Annotated in this window: 12 protein-coding genes; 8 read left to right on the plus strand and 4 right to left on the minus strand. The window is 63.2% G+C overall.

The window, feature by feature from the left end; genetic code table 11:
• Positions 1-167: 167 nt before the first annotated feature.
• From AC1RR3_RS05240 to AC1RR3_RS05260, 5 genes are all read left to right on the plus strand, one after another.
• Positions 168-1,112: a metallophosphoesterase family protein gene (locus tag AC1RR3_RS05240; protein ID WP_492820064.1), complete on the plus strand. Its 945-nt coding sequence runs from the start codon at positions 168-170 to the stop codon at positions 1,110-1,112.
• Between the two features lie 23 nt (positions 1,113-1,135).
• Positions 1,136-1,462 carry a cupredoxin domain-containing protein gene (locus AC1RR3_RS05245; RefSeq protein ID WP_492820066.1) on the plus strand — a complete coding sequence of 109 codons (327 nt, stop codon included), beginning with the start codon at positions 1,136-1,138 and terminating at the stop codon, positions 1,460-1,462.
• A gap of 142 nt (positions 1,463-1,604) precedes the next feature.
• Entirely contained in the window at positions 1,605-2,153 is a 549-nt protein-coding gene (locus AC1RR3_RS05250) for a sigma-70 family RNA polymerase sigma factor (RefSeq protein WP_492820068.1), read from the plus strand.
• Positions 2,150-2,917 (plus strand): anti-sigma factor family protein, encoded by a 768-nt coding sequence (locus AC1RR3_RS05255; RefSeq protein WP_492820070.1) that lies wholly within the window; start codon positions 2,150-2,152, stop codon positions 2,915-2,917. The genes AC1RR3_RS05250 and AC1RR3_RS05255 overlap by 4 nt, the downstream gene beginning before the upstream one ends.
• A 106-nt stretch (positions 2,918-3,023) precedes the next feature.
• Positions 3,024-3,203 carry a hypothetical protein gene (locus tag AC1RR3_RS05260; protein WP_492820072.1) on the plus strand — a complete coding sequence of 60 codons (180 nt, stop codon included), beginning with the start codon at positions 3,024-3,026 and terminating at the stop codon, positions 3,201-3,203.
• Positions 3,204-3,223: 20 nt separating this feature from the next.
• On the opposite strand, the gene hpnO is transcribed toward AC1RR3_RS05260, so the two are convergent.
• Positions 3,224-4,615 (minus strand): aminobacteriohopanetriol synthase HpnO, encoded by a 1,392-nt coding sequence (gene hpnO, locus AC1RR3_RS05265; protein WP_492820074.1) that lies wholly within the window; start codon positions 4,613-4,615, stop codon positions 3,224-3,226.
• A 141-nt stretch (positions 4,616-4,756) separates the two neighbouring features.
• On the opposite strand from hpnO, the gene AC1RR3_RS05270 reads away from it, so the two are divergent.
• Positions 4,757-5,407, plus strand: a complete 651-nt coding sequence (locus tag AC1RR3_RS05270; RefSeq protein ID WP_492820076.1) for a DUF2147 domain-containing protein — start codon at positions 4,757-4,759, stop codon at positions 5,405-5,407.
• On the opposite strand, the gene hpnN is transcribed toward AC1RR3_RS05270, so the two are convergent.
• A complete protein-coding gene (gene hpnN, locus AC1RR3_RS05275) occupies positions 5,375-7,963 on the minus strand; it encodes a hopanoid transporter HpnN (protein WP_492820078.1) in 2,589 nt (862 codons plus the stop codon). The genes AC1RR3_RS05270 and hpnN overlap by 33 nt on opposite strands.
• A gap of 461 nt (positions 7,964-8,424) precedes the next feature.
• Between hpnN and ispH the strand changes: the two genes are divergently transcribed.
• Positions 8,425-9,351, plus strand: a complete 927-nt coding sequence (ispH, locus tag AC1RR3_RS05280) for a 4-hydroxy-3-methylbut-2-enyl diphosphate reductase (protein ID WP_492820080.1) — start codon at positions 8,425-8,427, stop codon at positions 9,349-9,351.
• A gap of 36 nt (positions 9,352-9,387) precedes the next feature.
• On the plus strand, positions 9,388-10,548 hold the full coding sequence (gene hpnH, locus AC1RR3_RS05285; RefSeq protein ID WP_492820082.1) for an adenosyl-hopene transferase HpnH: 1,161 nt from the start codon (positions 9,388-9,390) through the stop codon (positions 10,546-10,548).
• A 990-nt stretch (positions 10,549-11,538) separates the two neighbouring features.
• On the opposite strand, the gene AC1RR3_RS05290 is transcribed toward hpnH, so the two are convergent.
• Positions 11,539-12,942 carry a tetratricopeptide repeat protein gene (locus AC1RR3_RS05290; RefSeq protein ID WP_492820084.1) on the minus strand — a complete coding sequence of 468 codons (1,404 nt, stop codon included), beginning with the start codon at positions 12,940-12,942 and terminating at the stop codon, positions 11,539-11,541.
• Positions 12,939-14,309, minus strand: a complete 1,371-nt coding sequence (locus tag AC1RR3_RS05295) for a tetratricopeptide repeat protein (protein WP_492820086.1) — start codon at positions 14,307-14,309, stop codon at positions 12,939-12,941. Before AC1RR3_RS05295 ends, AC1RR3_RS05290 begins: the two co-directional genes overlap by 4 nt.
• Between the last annotated feature and the right edge of the window lie 15 nt (positions 14,310-14,324).

A 14,324-nucleotide genomic window follows, 5' to 3' on the forward strand; every position in this document is an offset into this window, starting at 1 on the left:
CTCATGCGGTTTCCTGGGTCCCGGCTCTGCACAGCAACGCTACGCGTTACAGCGCGTCCGGGACACGAGCCCCCTCCTCACGAAAACGTCATCACAACCGGGAATAAGTCCCTCCCTCCCCCAATCACCTCCCCGAAGCCCAATTCCGGGCGAAGTGGAGACGTGGGATGAGCGGACACGATCACGGGGACGACGGCGTCAGCCGACGCAAGGTGCTGGAATGCATGACCTGGGCCGGCACCGGGGTACTCTGGACCATCACGGGCGGCGTGCCGCGTTCGCTCGGCATCATCGATTCCGCGCAGGCCGCGACCTCAGCGGCGCCCGGCATGACCTTCCTCCAGATCAGCGACAGCCATGTCGGCTTCGACAAGCCGGCCAATCCCAACGCGCTCGGCACGCTGGAGGAAGCCGTGGGCAAGATCAACGCGATGCCGGCAAAGCCGTCCTTCATGATCCACACCGGCGACATCACCCATCTGTCGAAGGCCGCCGAGTTCGACAATGCCGATCGCATCATCTCGCAGAGCAAGCTCGACGTGCACTACGTCCCCGGCGAGCATGACTTCCTCGACGAGGAGGTGAAGTTCTATCGCGAGCGCTACGGCCGCGGCACCAAGGGCCAGGGCTGGTACTCGTTCGACGCCGGCGGCGTGCACTTCATCGGGCTCGTCAACGTGGTCGACCTCAAGGCTGGCGGCCTCGGCAATCTCGGCGCCGAGCAGCTGGCCTGGCTCGAGGACGATCTCCGCGGCAAGTCGAAATCCACCCCGGTCGTGCTGTTTGCCCATATTCCGCTCTGGACCGTCTATCCGGAGTGGGGCTGGGGCACCGAGGACGGCGGCCGCGCACTGGAATACGTCAAGGGTTTTGGCTCGGTCACCGTGCTGAACGGCCACATCCACCAGGTGATGCAGAAGGTCGAGGGCAACGTCACCTTCCACACCGCGCGCTCGACCGCCTTCCCGCAGCCGGCGCCGGGGGCAGCTCCCTCTCCCGGACCGATGAAGGTCGAGGATGCAAAACTGCGCTCCATGCTCGGCGTTGCCAGCATCAACTTCAAGCAGAACGAGCAGCGGCTGGCGATCATCGACACGCCGATCCAGGGTTGATGCAGGCTGAACGGAAGCTGACAATGAAGATACTCAATCGCCGCGACTTCGGTGTCGCTGTGGCCGCGGCCATCCTGCTGCCCGCAACAACTGCCCGGGCTGCCGACGACATGGAAGTGCATATCGACAATTTCGTTTTCCAACCGGCCGAGCTCAAGATCAAGCTCGGCACCACCGTGACCTGGACCAACCGGGACGACATCCCCCACACCGTGGTGTCGGCCGGCAAGTTCAGGTCCAAGACCCTGGACACCGACGACAAGTTCTCGTTCACCTTCACCAACGCGGGCGACTACAAATATTTTTGTTCGTTGCACCCGCACATGACGGGGATGATCAAGGTTGAGTAACGTCTCCAACCAAGGCATCAACGTCTTGCCCGGCCGGTGGTCCCACGCCGGCCGGGCTCGTGTGCCTTCCGTCACACACAGGGACGACCCGATCGGGGACGAAACGACGCAACGACGAGAACAAGAGGCAAAGCGAGGAGCGATGCCCGTGAGCGACGATTTGCAGAAGGCGCAACGCTTCCGCGAGGCGGCGCTGCCCTATCTCGACGACGTCTACACGCTCGCGCGTTATCTCCTGCGCGACGCCTCCGATGCCGAGGATGCGGTGCAGGAATGCTATCTGCGCGCGCTGAAGCATTTTGACAGTTATCGCGGACCGGCGATGAAGCCCTGGCTGTTCGCGATCCTGCGCAACGTCTGCAATGCCGAATATGCACGGCGCGCACACAGGCCGAGCGCAATCGAGGATACGCCCGGCGCCGCCGACCAGACGCCGATCTGGCAAGAGAGCGAGGCGAGCCCCGAGACCGAAGTGCTGCGCAGCCGCGATGCCGGCGCCATCCGCAAGCTGATCGACGCGCTCGCCGAGCCGTTCAAGGAAACCTTCGTGCTGCGAGAGATCAACAACCTGTCCTATCGTGAAATCGCCGAGGCCGCAGGCGTGCCCGTCGGCACCGTGATGTCCCGCCTCGCCCGCGCCCGCGCCATGCTGCGTGCGGCCTGGACGGCGGAAGAGGAGCAAGCAAGATGACCTGCGACGAAGCAAAGATCCTGCTTCACGCGCTGCTCGACAACGAGCTCGATGCCGGCCATGCGCGCGAGGTCGAAGCCCATATCGCCGGCTGCCCGGACTGCGCCGCGGAGCTTGCCGCACAGCGCGACATGCAGCGCGTGCTCGCCGACACCAATCTGCGCTACACCGCGCCGGCAAGCCTGCGCAGCCGGATCGAGGCCTCGCTGCCGCAGCCGCAGCGCGTGCAGCCGACGCGCCGCTCCGTGCTGCGCGGCTTTGCGATGGGCTCGGCCGTCTCCGCGCTCGCCGCCTCCGGCGTCGTCGCATTGGTGTTGCGCCAGGACGACCAGCAGCGCATCCTGTCGGAGGTCGTCTCCGCGCATCTGCGCTCGCTCCAGGCCGGCCACCTCATCGACGTGGTCTCGACCGACCAGCACACCGTCAAGCCCTGGTTCAACGGCAAGCTCGACGTCGCCCCGCCCGTGATCGATCTCACCGCGCAAGGCTTTACGCTGGTCGGCGGCCGGCTCGACTATATCGACGCCCGCGCCATCGGCGCGGTCGTCTACAAGCGCCGGCAGCACGTGATCAACCTGTTCGTATCGCAGACCTCGAGCACCGAACACCGGCCGCCGAAGACGCAGACCATGCAGGGCTTCAACTGCCGCCGCTGGGGCGAGCGCGGCCTGAACTTCTGGGCCGTCAGCGACATCGGCGGCGACGAGCTCACCGAGTTCGTCGACAAGTTCGAAGCGGCAATGAAGGCGAATGTGGAGGGGTAATCGCCGGCAGCGGGCGAAGCTCCGCGCCATGGTTCAGAGAGGTGACGCCTCTCACAGTCCTCGCGAGCGCAATTCGGCAGATTGCAGCTCCACAAGGAGGACAGACATGGTTCCGTCACTGATTATCTGCGCCACGCTCCCATCGATGTTCGCGGCGGGCGCATTGCTGGCCTTCAAGGAGCGCAAGCAATGGATCTGGTTCGCGCTCCTGTCCGTCATTGCCAGCTTTGCCGGCCTGATCACGCTGAATATGCTTCATATCTGGGACTACGCCGGGCGCTGCTAATCGACGTAGTCGGCGAAAGATTATGCCGACCGCCGCACCGCGTTGTCCACCAGCGTCTTGCCGAGCGACCAGATCGCGCCGGGGACCTTGTGGCTGCCGGCGATGACGTCGTCGAAGGCGCGCTCGATCCAGCCGCAGTCTTCCTCGGTGATGGTGAGCGGCGGCAGCAGCTTGATGGTATGGCTGCCGTGACCGGCCACTTGCGTGAGGATCTTGTGATCCTTGAACAGCGGCACGGTGATGAGCTGGCAGAACAGGCCCTTGTTGGCGGCCTCGAGCACGTTCCACGACGCGCGCAGGCGCAACGACTTCGGCGGACCGAACTCGACGCCGATCATCAGGCCCTTGCCGCGGACTTCCTTCATCAGCTCGTAGCCGGGCACCATGCGCGTCAGCGCGAGGCGCAGCTCGGCGCCGCGCTTGGCGGCGGACTCGATCAGCTTCTCGGATTCCATGACGTCGAGCGTGGCAATGCCCGCGGCCATCGCGAGGTCGTTCTTCGAGAAGGTCGAGCCGTGCACCACGGCGCGGTCCATCTGGTTGAAGATCTTGTCGAAGATGCTCTTGCGCGTCAGCACCGCGCCAACAGGCACATGGCCGCCCGACAGCGACTTCGACAGCAGCACCATGTCTGGCTCGACGTTCCAGTGCTCGACCGCGAGGAAGCGGCCGGTGCGGCCCATGCCGGTCTGGATCTCGTCGGCGACGAACAGCGTGCCGTATTTCTTGCAGAGCGCGGCAGCACCAGGCAGGAACTCGTCGGTGGGCATGTTGACGCCCTTGCCCTGGATCGGCTCGACGACGAAGGCCGCCACCTCGCGCGAGGCCAGCGCCTTTTCGAGCGCGGCGAGATCATTGAACGGGATCGAGGTGCAGCCCGGCAGCAGCGGCTCGAATCCGGTGCGGAAATTCGAATCACCGGTCAGCGACAGCGCGCCATAGGTCAGGCCGTGATAGCCGTGGGCGCAATAGACGATGCCGGGACGCCCCGTGGCGCCACGCGCGAACTTGATCGCGGCCTCGACGCATTCGGCGCCGGAATTGGCGAAGAACGCCTTGTCGAGATAGGGGACGTACTTCAAAAGCCGCTCGGCGAGCACGCCGGCGAGCGTCGAGACGTCGAACTGGACGAGGTTGGGCATGTCGGCATCGAGCACGCTCTTGAGCGCCTCGCGCATGACAGGATGATTGCGCCCGATCGCAAACACACCAAATCCGGACAACAGGTCGAGATAGCGCGCCCCGTCGCGGTCATAGAGGTACTGCCCCTGCCCCTTCTGGAAGCCGACATCGTAGCCGATGGTCTTGAGGACCCGAACGAACTGCTCGTTCAGATGCCGATTATGCAGGGCACTGCGCTGGGCCTGACGGTCCGCGAACAGTTGAGACATGTCTGGATTTGGGCTGTGCATCCGCTACATACTTCGGTTGAGGGCCGTCTCGTCAACTGAAAACGGACCGTTCCTGAAAACGGTCTGTGCGGCCTTTTGCCCTTTTTCGGACCATCTTCGCAAGCACAGCTTTAAACCATGTTGCACTGCCAAGGAACACTCATGCGTTTGGCCCTTTACACCGGAATACTACTGGCTGGCGGCTACACCGGCCTGACTCCTGCGCTCGCCGCCGATCCCACCGGCGACTGGCGGGTCGCCGACGGCGTCGCCAACATCCGTGTCGCCCAGTGCAATGGCAGCATGTGGGGCGCCGTTTCCTGGGAAAAGCAGCCCGGCGGCCGTGACGAGAACAATCCGGATGTCTCGAAACAGAACAGGCCGACATTGGGCATGCCGACCCTGATCGACATGAAGAAAAAGCCCGGCGCCGATCAGTGGGAGGGACAGGTCTACAACGCAAAAGACGGCCAGCTCTACAGCGCGACGATCACGCCCAGCGGGAGCGACCAGCTCGAGATCAAGGGCTGCGTGATGGGTTTCCTCTGCGGCGGCGAGACCTGGACCCGGGTCGGCCCGCCGATTCCCCTGAGCCCCGCCAACGCCATGGCCAAAGGCGCACCAAAGCCCACCGGCGCGGCGCCGAAAGCCCAGGGAGCCCAAGGTGCGGCAGCCACGACGGGTGCCACACCGCCTGCGCCTGCAGCAGCAGCCCCGAAGACTGCCACCGCAGCCAAGCCCGGGCAGAAAGGCGCCGCCGACCCTGTCGGCGATATCTGCCTACTCCCTGAGATTGCGGGGTTTGCCCATTAGGGCTGGCTGGAACAGCAGCACGGCGGCGAGCGTCGTCACCAGCGAGAGGGCGAGCAGCTTGCCCATGCTGGACGTGCCGGGATGGCTCGACAGCCACAGGCTGCCGAACGCGGTCGCCGTCGTCAGCGCGCTGAAAAAGATCGCGCGTGTCAGGCTGGTCTGAAGCAGGTTTGTCCTGCCCGAGCGCCAGGCCACGACATAATAGATCTTGAAGGCGACGCCGACGCCGAGCAGCAGCGGGAACGCGACGATATTGGCAAAGTTGAGCGGCAGGCCGATCAGCACGCAGATCTCGAGCGTGACCGCGCCGGCAACCAGAAGCGGTACCAGCGTCATCAGCACGTCCACGAACCGACGCAGCGTGATCCACAAAAGCAGGCCGATCACCAATAGCGCGTAGATGCCGGCGTGGATGAACGCCTTCACCACGGTATCGCCGGATTTCAGGATCGAGACCGGCCCGCCGATCGCGGTCGGCTCGGCATTGAGCACCGCCGCCGCAAATTTGCGCAGCGTGTCGTTGTCGTTGGGATCGCCCTTCGGCTGCGCCTCGACGCGGATGATGCCGTCCTTGCTCTTCCAGGCGCTGACGAGCTCGGGGGGCAGCGAACTCAGGGTAACCGGGCTGGCCTGCATCGCGTTCCTGAGCTGATCGAACACGATCTTCAGCGGCGTGACGAACACGTCCTGCGCCTTGTTGCGCAAGGCCTCGTCGCCATTGGCGAGCTTCTCGAGCGCGTCCGCCAGCCGGCGCGAGGCGACGGCGCCCGGGCCCTTGGCGTCACCGGCGGTCCGGCGCAGATTGTCGACCGAGGATTTCAGCGCCTCGACGTTTTCCTTGTCCGTCGGCGCTGCATCGACCTGGTCAGGGTTGAGCGCGGGGTTCAGCACCTTGGCGCCCTGCGCGAGCAGCTTCAGCTTCGGCTGCTGGTCTTCAGGCACGAAGCTGTTGAGTGACATCACCCGCAGCACTTCCGGCACCTTCTCCAGCTTCGCCTCGATCTGCTTTGCCTGCTCCTCGGACGTGGTCATCACGTTGATGGCATTGGCGCCGGTGTTCGGATCCTTGCGCAGGTCGAGGAAGGTCGCGATCGACTCGGCCTTCGGGTTGCGAAGGTTCATCGGGTTGAAGTCGAACTTCAGGAAGTAGAGCAGCGGCAGGCCGGCGACCGCCAGCAGCAACGTGCCGCCCACGACCAGCACGCGGTGCTTCTCCAGGAAGTAATCGAGCGGCGCCAGGAAAGCGTAACCGACGGGCTCCTGCTCGCCGGGCGGGTTCAACAGCTTCAGCATCGCGGGCAGTACGGTGATGCTGGAGAGGAACGCCACCAGCATGCCGACGCCGGCGATCTGGCCGAGCTCGGAGATGCCCTTGTAATCGGTCGGCAGGAAACAGAGGAAGCCGGCGGCGGTCGCCATTGCCGCCAGCGACAGCGGCACCGCGGAGCGCTTGGCGGCAAGCACCAGCGCGCCGGAGAGATCGTTATGCTTGTAGCGCTCAGAGCGGTAGCGGACGCTGTACTGGATACCGAAATCGACGCCGAGGCCGACGAACAGCACGGCGAACGCGATCGACAGCAAATTGAACGAGCCGACCATCATCAGGCCGGCGGCGGTCGTCAGCGCAAGGCCAACGAAGAGATTGACGAAGACCGCGAAAATGATCTTCGACGAATGCAGCGCCAGCCACAGGATGAGCAGCACGACCAGCACAGTCCCGACGCCGTTGACGACGGCGCCTTCCTGGACGGTGGCGTATTCCTCGTTGGCGATCGGGACTGGACCGGTCAGCCGCACGCGCGCCTGGTATTTGGTCGCAAAATCCAGATCCACGGCCGCCTTGCGGATCGCGTCGGTCGCGCCCTTGCCGGGCTCCAGCGCGTTGTAGTCGAGGATCGGCTTGAACTCGATGAAGGCGCGCTTGTCGGAATCCGACAGCGGCTCGTCGCTGACGAGCTCACGCCAGGAGAAGCTGGCATTGCCCTTGTTGAGCACGGTCTCGACCGTCTGCGCGATCTGGTTGAAGGGCCGCGCGGTATTGTCGAGCTTGACCTGGCCGCGCTTGACGCCGGCAAGTCCCGTTTCCAACGCGCCGGTCAGGCCGCGGATCGAGGGATCGCCCGCCATGATCTCGATCAGGGGCGCTGCGGATTCGAACTGGCTGGTGATCTTGCCGACTTCCTCGGTCGGCAGGAACAGCAAACCGTTCTTCTCGAAGAACTCGCCTGTGCCGAGCTGCTGCATCGACTGGAAGTCGGTCTTGTTGTCCTTCAGCTTGGCGAAGAGCGCATCCGCTGCTGCGGTTGCCATCTCCGGCGTCCTGGCCTCGACGACCGCGAGAATCGTCGCGTCGCGGTCGAAGGCACGGTCGAACTGCTGGTCGCGCTGGCGCCAGTCCAGATTCTGGGCAATCAGCGAATTGATGTCGGTGTTGATGGCGAAGTGCTGGGCCGTGTAATAGCCGGCCCCCACCGAAAGCAGGAGCCCGAGAACGACGACGAGGGAGGCAAACCGGGTGCAGGCCCTGACGATGGCAACGACGACGCTTTGCAGCACTTCTTTTCTTTCTGGTGTTAACAGCTTGCCGGAAACGCCCGCTGTTTATCGGAGTTCCCGGGCGAAACCTATTGCTGTTTGAGTGGTTCTCACGGGAACAAGGTTCGAAGTAAACGCCGGGAGACCGTGGCAAAATCATGCGGGGCGGTCGGTATAGCCGGTGAGTTGAGGCGGGAAAGTGACGAAGGGGTGAGCACAAATGTCGCCATTTTGCTCAGGACAATTCCCATACTATAGTACCGCGGTGCTGAGGCGATAGGGAACCCAAGGTTCATTCGACTTTCCTTTCTGCCGATTTTTTGACACAAAGTGCTGTGCCTCCATGCGCTGGGCCCAGTTGGGGTGGGCGGTTACCGCGTGCGCGAGGCCAATGGTGCGGTTATTGCAGCTCATTGGTCAGTATCGAGGTGCCGCTGGGGACCTAAGAAGCGGATTGGTGCAACTTGCGTGATGGGCGTCCTATGGAAGTTTATCTAGCGCAACCGCGCGGCTTCTGCGCCGGCGTGGTGCGTGCAATCGAGATCGTGGAGCGGGCGCTGGAGAAGTACGGCCCGCCCGTCTACGTGCGCCACGAGATCGTGCACAACAAATACGTGGTCGAGAGCCTGAAGAACAAAGGCGCCATCTTCGTCGAGGAGCTGTCCGAGGTTCCACCGAAAGCGGTGACGGTTTTCAGCGCCCATGGCGTCGCCCGCAGCGTCGAGGAAGAGGCCGCCGCGCGCGACCTTCCGGTGCTCAATGCCACCTGCCCCCTGGTCACGAAAGTTCACAATCAGGGGAAGCGCTACATCACCAAGGGCCGCACCCTGGTCCTGATCGGCCATGCCGGCCACCCCGAGGTCGAGGGCACGATGGGCCAGGTTCCCGCCCCCGTACTGCTTGTCCAAAGCGTTGAAGAGGTTAAGGCCCTGACGCTGCCGGCGGATACGCCAGTGGCCTACATCACCCAGACCACCCTGTCGGTGGACGACACCAGGGACATCATTTCGGCCCTCCAGGCCCGCTTTACAGATATTCAAGGCCCGGATATCCGGGATATCTGCTATGCGACACAGAACCGCCAATCTGCGGTAAGGGACTTGAGCAAGCTGGTCGACGTGATCTTGGTGGTGGGCGCTGCCAATAGCTCGAACTCGAACCGGCTCCGCGAAATCGGCACTGAGGCCGGCGTCGCGAGTTATTTGATTGCCGATGGCAGCGAGCTCAATCCGGAGTGGTTGAAAGATGCCAGGACCGTCGGCGTCACGGCCGGCGCTTCGGCGCCCGAGGTACTCGTGGATGACGTGATCGAAGCGATGCGGCGGATCGGACCAGTCAAGGTCCAGGTGCTGCCGGGCCGCGAGGAAAACATCGAATTCCGGCTTCCGGCCCAATTGGCCGCGAGCTGACCCACCCGAATTCCAAGCCCAGAAAGAAACTTTGTAATGGCTATCCCCTTCTTCAAGGAAATGCGTATCGGCGGCTATTTGCTCAAGCAGAAGATGCTTGGCCGCAAACGCTATCCGCTCGTGCTGATGCTGGAGCCGCTGTTCCGCTGCAACCTCGCCTGCGTCGGCTGCGGCAAGATCGACTATCCGGATGCGATCCTCAACCGCCGCATGACCGCACAGGAGTGCTGGGACGCGGCCGACGAGTGCGGCGCGCCGATGGTCGCCATTCCCGGCGGCGAGCCGCTGATCCACAAGGAGATCGGCGAGATCGTGCGCGGCCTCGTCGAGCGCAAGAAGTTCGTCTCGCTCTGCACCAACGCGCTGCTGCTCGAGAAGAAGCTCGATCTGTTCACGCCCTCCCCGTATCTGTTCTTCTCGGTGCATCTCGACGGCCTGAAGGACCATCACGACAAGGCGGTGTCGCAGAAGGGCGTGTTCGACCGCGCCGTCTCCGCGATCAAGGCGGCGAAGGCCCGCGGCTTCACCGTCAACGTCAACGCCACCATCTTCGACGGCCATCCGGCCGAGGAGATCGCCAAATTCCTCGACCTCACCGTCGAGCTCGGTGTCGGCGTCTCGATGTCGCCGGGCTACGCCTATGAGCGCGCGCCGGACCAGGAGCACTTCCTCAACCGCACCAAGACCAAGAAGCTGTTCCGCGACGTCTTTGCGATGGGCAAGGGCAAGAAGTGGAATTTCATGCATTCCGGCCTGTTCCTCGACTTCCTGGCCGGTAACCAGGAATACGAGTGCACACCCTGGGGCATGCCCGCGCGCAACATCTTCGGCTGGCAGAAGCCCTGCTATTTGCTCGGTGAAGGCTACGCAAAAACCTTCAAGGAGCTGATGGACACCACCGACTGGGAAACCTACGGCACCGGCAAGTACGAGAAGTGCGCCGACTGCATGGCCCATTGCGGCTACGAGCCGACGGCGGCCACCGCAGCGCTCAACAACCCGATCAAGGCGATGTGGGTGTCGCTGCGCGGCATCAGGACCACCGGTCCGATGGCGCCCGAGATCGATATGAGCAAGCAGCGTCCGGCGCAGTACATCTTCTCGGCCGAAGTGCAGAAGCGCCTGTCGGAGATCCGCAAGGACGAGGCGGCGGCTGCGCAGGAGAAGGCGGCTCGGAAGGCTTCGACTGCGGCGTAAGGGCGGCAGCAAGTTCGAACGAATAAGGCCCGGTCGCTGATGCGATCGGGCCTTTTCGATTGGCGTTTGAGCCACACTGTCCGTCCGATCGTCATTGCGAGCGCAGCGAAGCAATCCAGAATCGTTCCGCGGAGGCAGCCTGGATTGCTTCGCTGCGCTCGCAATGACGGAGTATGTGGCACCAGGCTGCTCTTGCAATCCTCTCTCCATCGCAGACACACCTTCGCGGTCCCGCGGCGCGTTTCGCCCGGGGCCTGCTGCGGTTCACCGCCCTTGAAAGACCAGAGGGCGCAGGGAAGACCGGGCGCCGGCGGCACCCGCAATCCGTGCGCAACAGAAATGCACACGGGGTGGATCACAGGTGTTGCCGGTCGCCCGGCCTTCCCTGCGCGGATGGTTTTAACGGTGTCCTTCGTGCTCTCCTCGGGGAGCGTTGCACTATTGCCCCCGTCGCCTCGCCGCTGATCGATGCGCGAGCCGGTTAGCTGCCACATCACCGCGAGGTTTGGCGCCAGAACCCCGGGCGCCGGGACCACACGACTTCTCCGTCCGCGGACGGCCCTGCCGGAAACATCGGGGGCTCGCGTGTGCTCGCCCCCGATATCCAGCCTGGCCGCTTTGACCGCGCCGTGTCGTATCGCGTCACGCATGACTCACGGGGTTGCCCGCCCTGCCATCGCCTCCGCGCCGGCGCTACCGCGTCCACCGCAACCCGGCCCGCATCTCGTGACGATCGCGAAGCGCCCCTCCAGCAGAGGCCGGGATGGCCGCTCTATGCCACAAATCCGAATTTCTGAAAAGTGGAATATTTTTGCAAACGGGGATTGACGGGTGTTCCGGTGTTTTGCCCGACGCCTCAGGCGGCGTCGGCCAACCTCGTTGCTCGATCGTGGGGCATATGCGCAAAACTGAAGAGAAATGACCTTCTCGACACTTTGAAATTGATCAATGGCCGAAACAAAACTCCATTGGCCCTCTCCAACGCAACGACTATCTCCTCCGAAAGATCATGAACGCGCCCTCGATCGGACGTCGCATTTCAAGCCGAAGCGGCGCCGTCAACGCTTCCAGTTTTGCGAAATGGTCGGACGCCAATCTCTCGACATAAGAGACGGAGTGCGCGAAACGTCCAGATGCCCGCAGCTCGAAATCCGCAACGGTCGTCGTCTCGATGCTGAGCGCCAGGATGCCGTCCTTTACAAGGGCGTCGGCGACCGCACTGAAAAACGCCCCGAGGTCACCAATGTAGACCAGGACATCGGCGGCAAAGACGAGATCGAAGTTTGCCGGTCTCGTCGCCAGGAACCCGATGGCCTCGGCTTTTATCAACTCCCTGTAGAAGCGGCGCTCCTCGGCCTGTAGCAGCATCGCTCCCGAGAGATCGACGCCGATTGCCGTGCCGCCAAACCGAGAGAGGGGCTTTGCAGCCAAGCCGGTGCCGCAGCCAAGATCGAGAATATGATCGAAACGACGGCGGTGCGGGGCGATCATCTGCGCCATGATCTCGGGCCCGCGATATTGCAACGAGTCGACGAGTTTCCTGTCGAAACTGGGCGCCAGGCCATCGAAATGCCGTTCGACATAGTCCGCGGGGGCCGTGGGCAACTGTTCACCGGCCACCGCACTGTTCATATAGCGCTGAACCACGTCATCGGGGTCGCGTCGAAGCCGAAATTGGCCGACCAGGCGCGCGGCATCCTGGTATCCGTGCACGTTGAGCAGCGCAAATGCTTCCTGCGAAATGTCGAGGGGTCCATCACCCGCGTCGGCGAGCCGGCTGTAATTTGCGAGAGCGTCGTCGACCTTGCCCTCGATGATCGCCTGGAAGGTCGTCGCCTTGATGTGGACCAATGCGCTGTCCGGATCCAGCGGGCCAAACTTGCCGGCGGCCTCGAGCGACTGCGCCGCACCGACAAAATCGCCGGTCGCATAACAGGCGTGGCCAAGGCAAAGATGCGCGATGGCGTTCTGCGGATCATGCGTGACGGCCTGCTGCAGGCATGGCAGGGCCTGCGCCGGTTTTCCGTTCCTGAGGTGAATGATGCCGAGACCGAAATGGGCACTCGCAATGGTTTCGTCGAGCATGATGGTCTTGCTGTAGGCCGACGCCGCCTGATCCTGATCCTGCATCCGGTCGAGGACGGTTGCCAGCATCAGCCAGGATTGAGCGCGCCGGTCATCGATCTCGATCGCTCTTCTGATCGAGCCAAGCGCCATGTCGCTGTTGTTGGAGGCGAGTTGCACGCCGCAAAGGTCCTCCCAGATCAAGGCACGTTCCGGCTCCAGGACCAGGGCGGCCTCGAACGACTGGATCGCAAGGTCCAGCTCTCCCGATTTCCATCGCATGAGACCGGATTTCCGCAGCTCATCGGCTCCGAAGCCCTGCTCGCTCATGAGATTGCGAAGCCGGCCGGCAGCACGATGAGCGTGGACCTGTCATGGCCGAGAAGAAGATCCACGACCGCCCCCGCTTCGACAGGCATCGGCCTTGGGAAGACATGGAGCACCTGGAGCCAGCCGCCGTCATGATAGTCGTCCGGATGGTTGGTGAAGACGATATCGTCAATGAGATCGACATGCATCCATTGCACAACGCCGACGGCGGTCCCGGACGCGATCACGGGGATCGAGACGGCCCGCAGTTCCGGTTCATGTGCATCAGAGGTCAGATCCAGCGATACGATTTCGAAATCGTTCGAAAGCCTTGACCATTCGGTCATCGTTCCATGGATGGGCAGACGCAGCGGGGCAAGGCCGTTGAACCGCGAAACGTCGAAGCCGGACGCCATTTTGACATGGCTGTACGCGGCGAGCGTTTCGCTTGCCACCAGGCAGCCCACGGCCGCTGCCGCCTTTGGAATGACGATCGCATCTTCGGCAATCAGCCGGCGCCGCGCATCTTCGAACGTGATCAACACATCCTCGGCCAGGAGATCGCTGGACAGGATCTCGGAGATCAGGATGTCGGCTTTCGCCGGGATATCCTCGCCGACGGAAAGACCCGTCGAGGATCTGCCGATGACTGTGATCTGCTCGCCATATCCGTTGTCGGCAACGATCTCTTGCGCAACGCGCGCGATGGTCGGAACCGTTTCGCAGGTGACGATGTTGGTGGCGCCTTCGCGCGCCGCCATCATCGACAGCAAACCGCTGCCCGTGCCGATGTCGAGGATTTGCGCGCTCGAACCGCGGATCGCCAGCGCGCGACGGATCGCCAATTCGAAACAGTCGTTGCGCCGCGTGTCGTTCATCATGGGGATGTGCCAGAAGGGAACGACAGCGGACGACAACCGGCGCAGCTGGTGGTAGGCGTTCACATTATCCGGCTGAAGCCGAAGGACATGGCCGAACGCGACGATCGCTTCATCCTTTCGCCCGCTATCGGCCAGTGCAACGGCGAGATTGTTGCGGATGAGCGCATCGTCGGGAGCGAGGCTGGCCGCGGCTTCAAAGCAGCTCAGCGCTTCGGCCAAACGCCCGCTGCTGTAGAGCAGCCCACCCTTGGCAGCCAGGGCGTTGAAGTGATGCGGCTCCATCGAAAGCAGCGTGTCCCAGTAATAGATGGCGCGGTCGATAAGTCCGCGATTGGCAACGACAGCTGCGAGGAGCGGGAGAACATCCGTGGTGCGATAGTCGTCCAGCAACACCTCCAGATAGTGCTGCTCGGCACGTACCCAATTGCCGGCGGCATGGAATTGCATTGCCTTTTCAAGTGAGAGCCGTGCCGAATTCAAGGGTTCTCCAACGATCTGTTTGTTCATCCCAACTCCGCTTGC

It is taken from the genome of Bradyrhizobium sp. GW821-FHT13H05, from assembly GCF_058804065.1.

Coding starts and splice junctions, on each gene's coding strand:
- AC1RR3_RS05240 (WP_492820064.1), top strand. CDS start 168: ATGAGCGGACACGATCACGGGGACGACGGCGTCAGCCGACGCAAGGTG.
- AC1RR3_RS05245 (WP_492820066.1), top strand. CDS start 1,136: ATGAAGATACTCAATCGCCGCGACTTCGGTGTCGCTGTGGCCGCGGCC.
- AC1RR3_RS05250 (WP_492820068.1), top strand. CDS start 1,605: ATGCCCGTGAGCGACGATTTGCAGAAGGCGCAACGCTTCCGCGAGGCG.
- AC1RR3_RS05255 (WP_492820070.1), top strand. CDS start 2,150: ATGACCTGCGACGAAGCAAAGATCCTGCTTCACGCGCTGCTCGACAAC.
- AC1RR3_RS05260 (WP_492820072.1), top strand. CDS start 3,024: ATGGTTCCGTCACTGATTATCTGCGCCACGCTCCCATCGATGTTCGCG.
- hpnO (WP_492820074.1), bottom strand. CDS start 4,615: ATGCACAGCCCAAATCCAGACATGTCTCAACTGTTCGCGGACCGTCAG.
- AC1RR3_RS05270 (WP_492820076.1), top strand. CDS start 4,757: ATGCGTTTGGCCCTTTACACCGGAATACTACTGGCTGGCGGCTACACC.
- ispH (WP_492820080.1), top strand. CDS start 8,425: ATGGAAGTTTATCTAGCGCAACCGCGCGGCTTCTGCGCCGGCGTGGTG.
- hpnH (WP_492820082.1), top strand. CDS start 9,388: ATGGCTATCCCCTTCTTCAAGGAAATGCGTATCGGCGGCTATTTGCTC.
- AC1RR3_RS05290 (WP_492820084.1), bottom strand. CDS start 12,942: ATGAGCGAGCAGGGCTTCGGAGCCGATGAGCTGCGGAAATCCGGTCTC.
- AC1RR3_RS05295 (WP_492820086.1), bottom strand. CDS start 14,309: ATGAACAAACAGATCGTTGGAGAACCCTTGAATTCGGCACGGCTCTCA.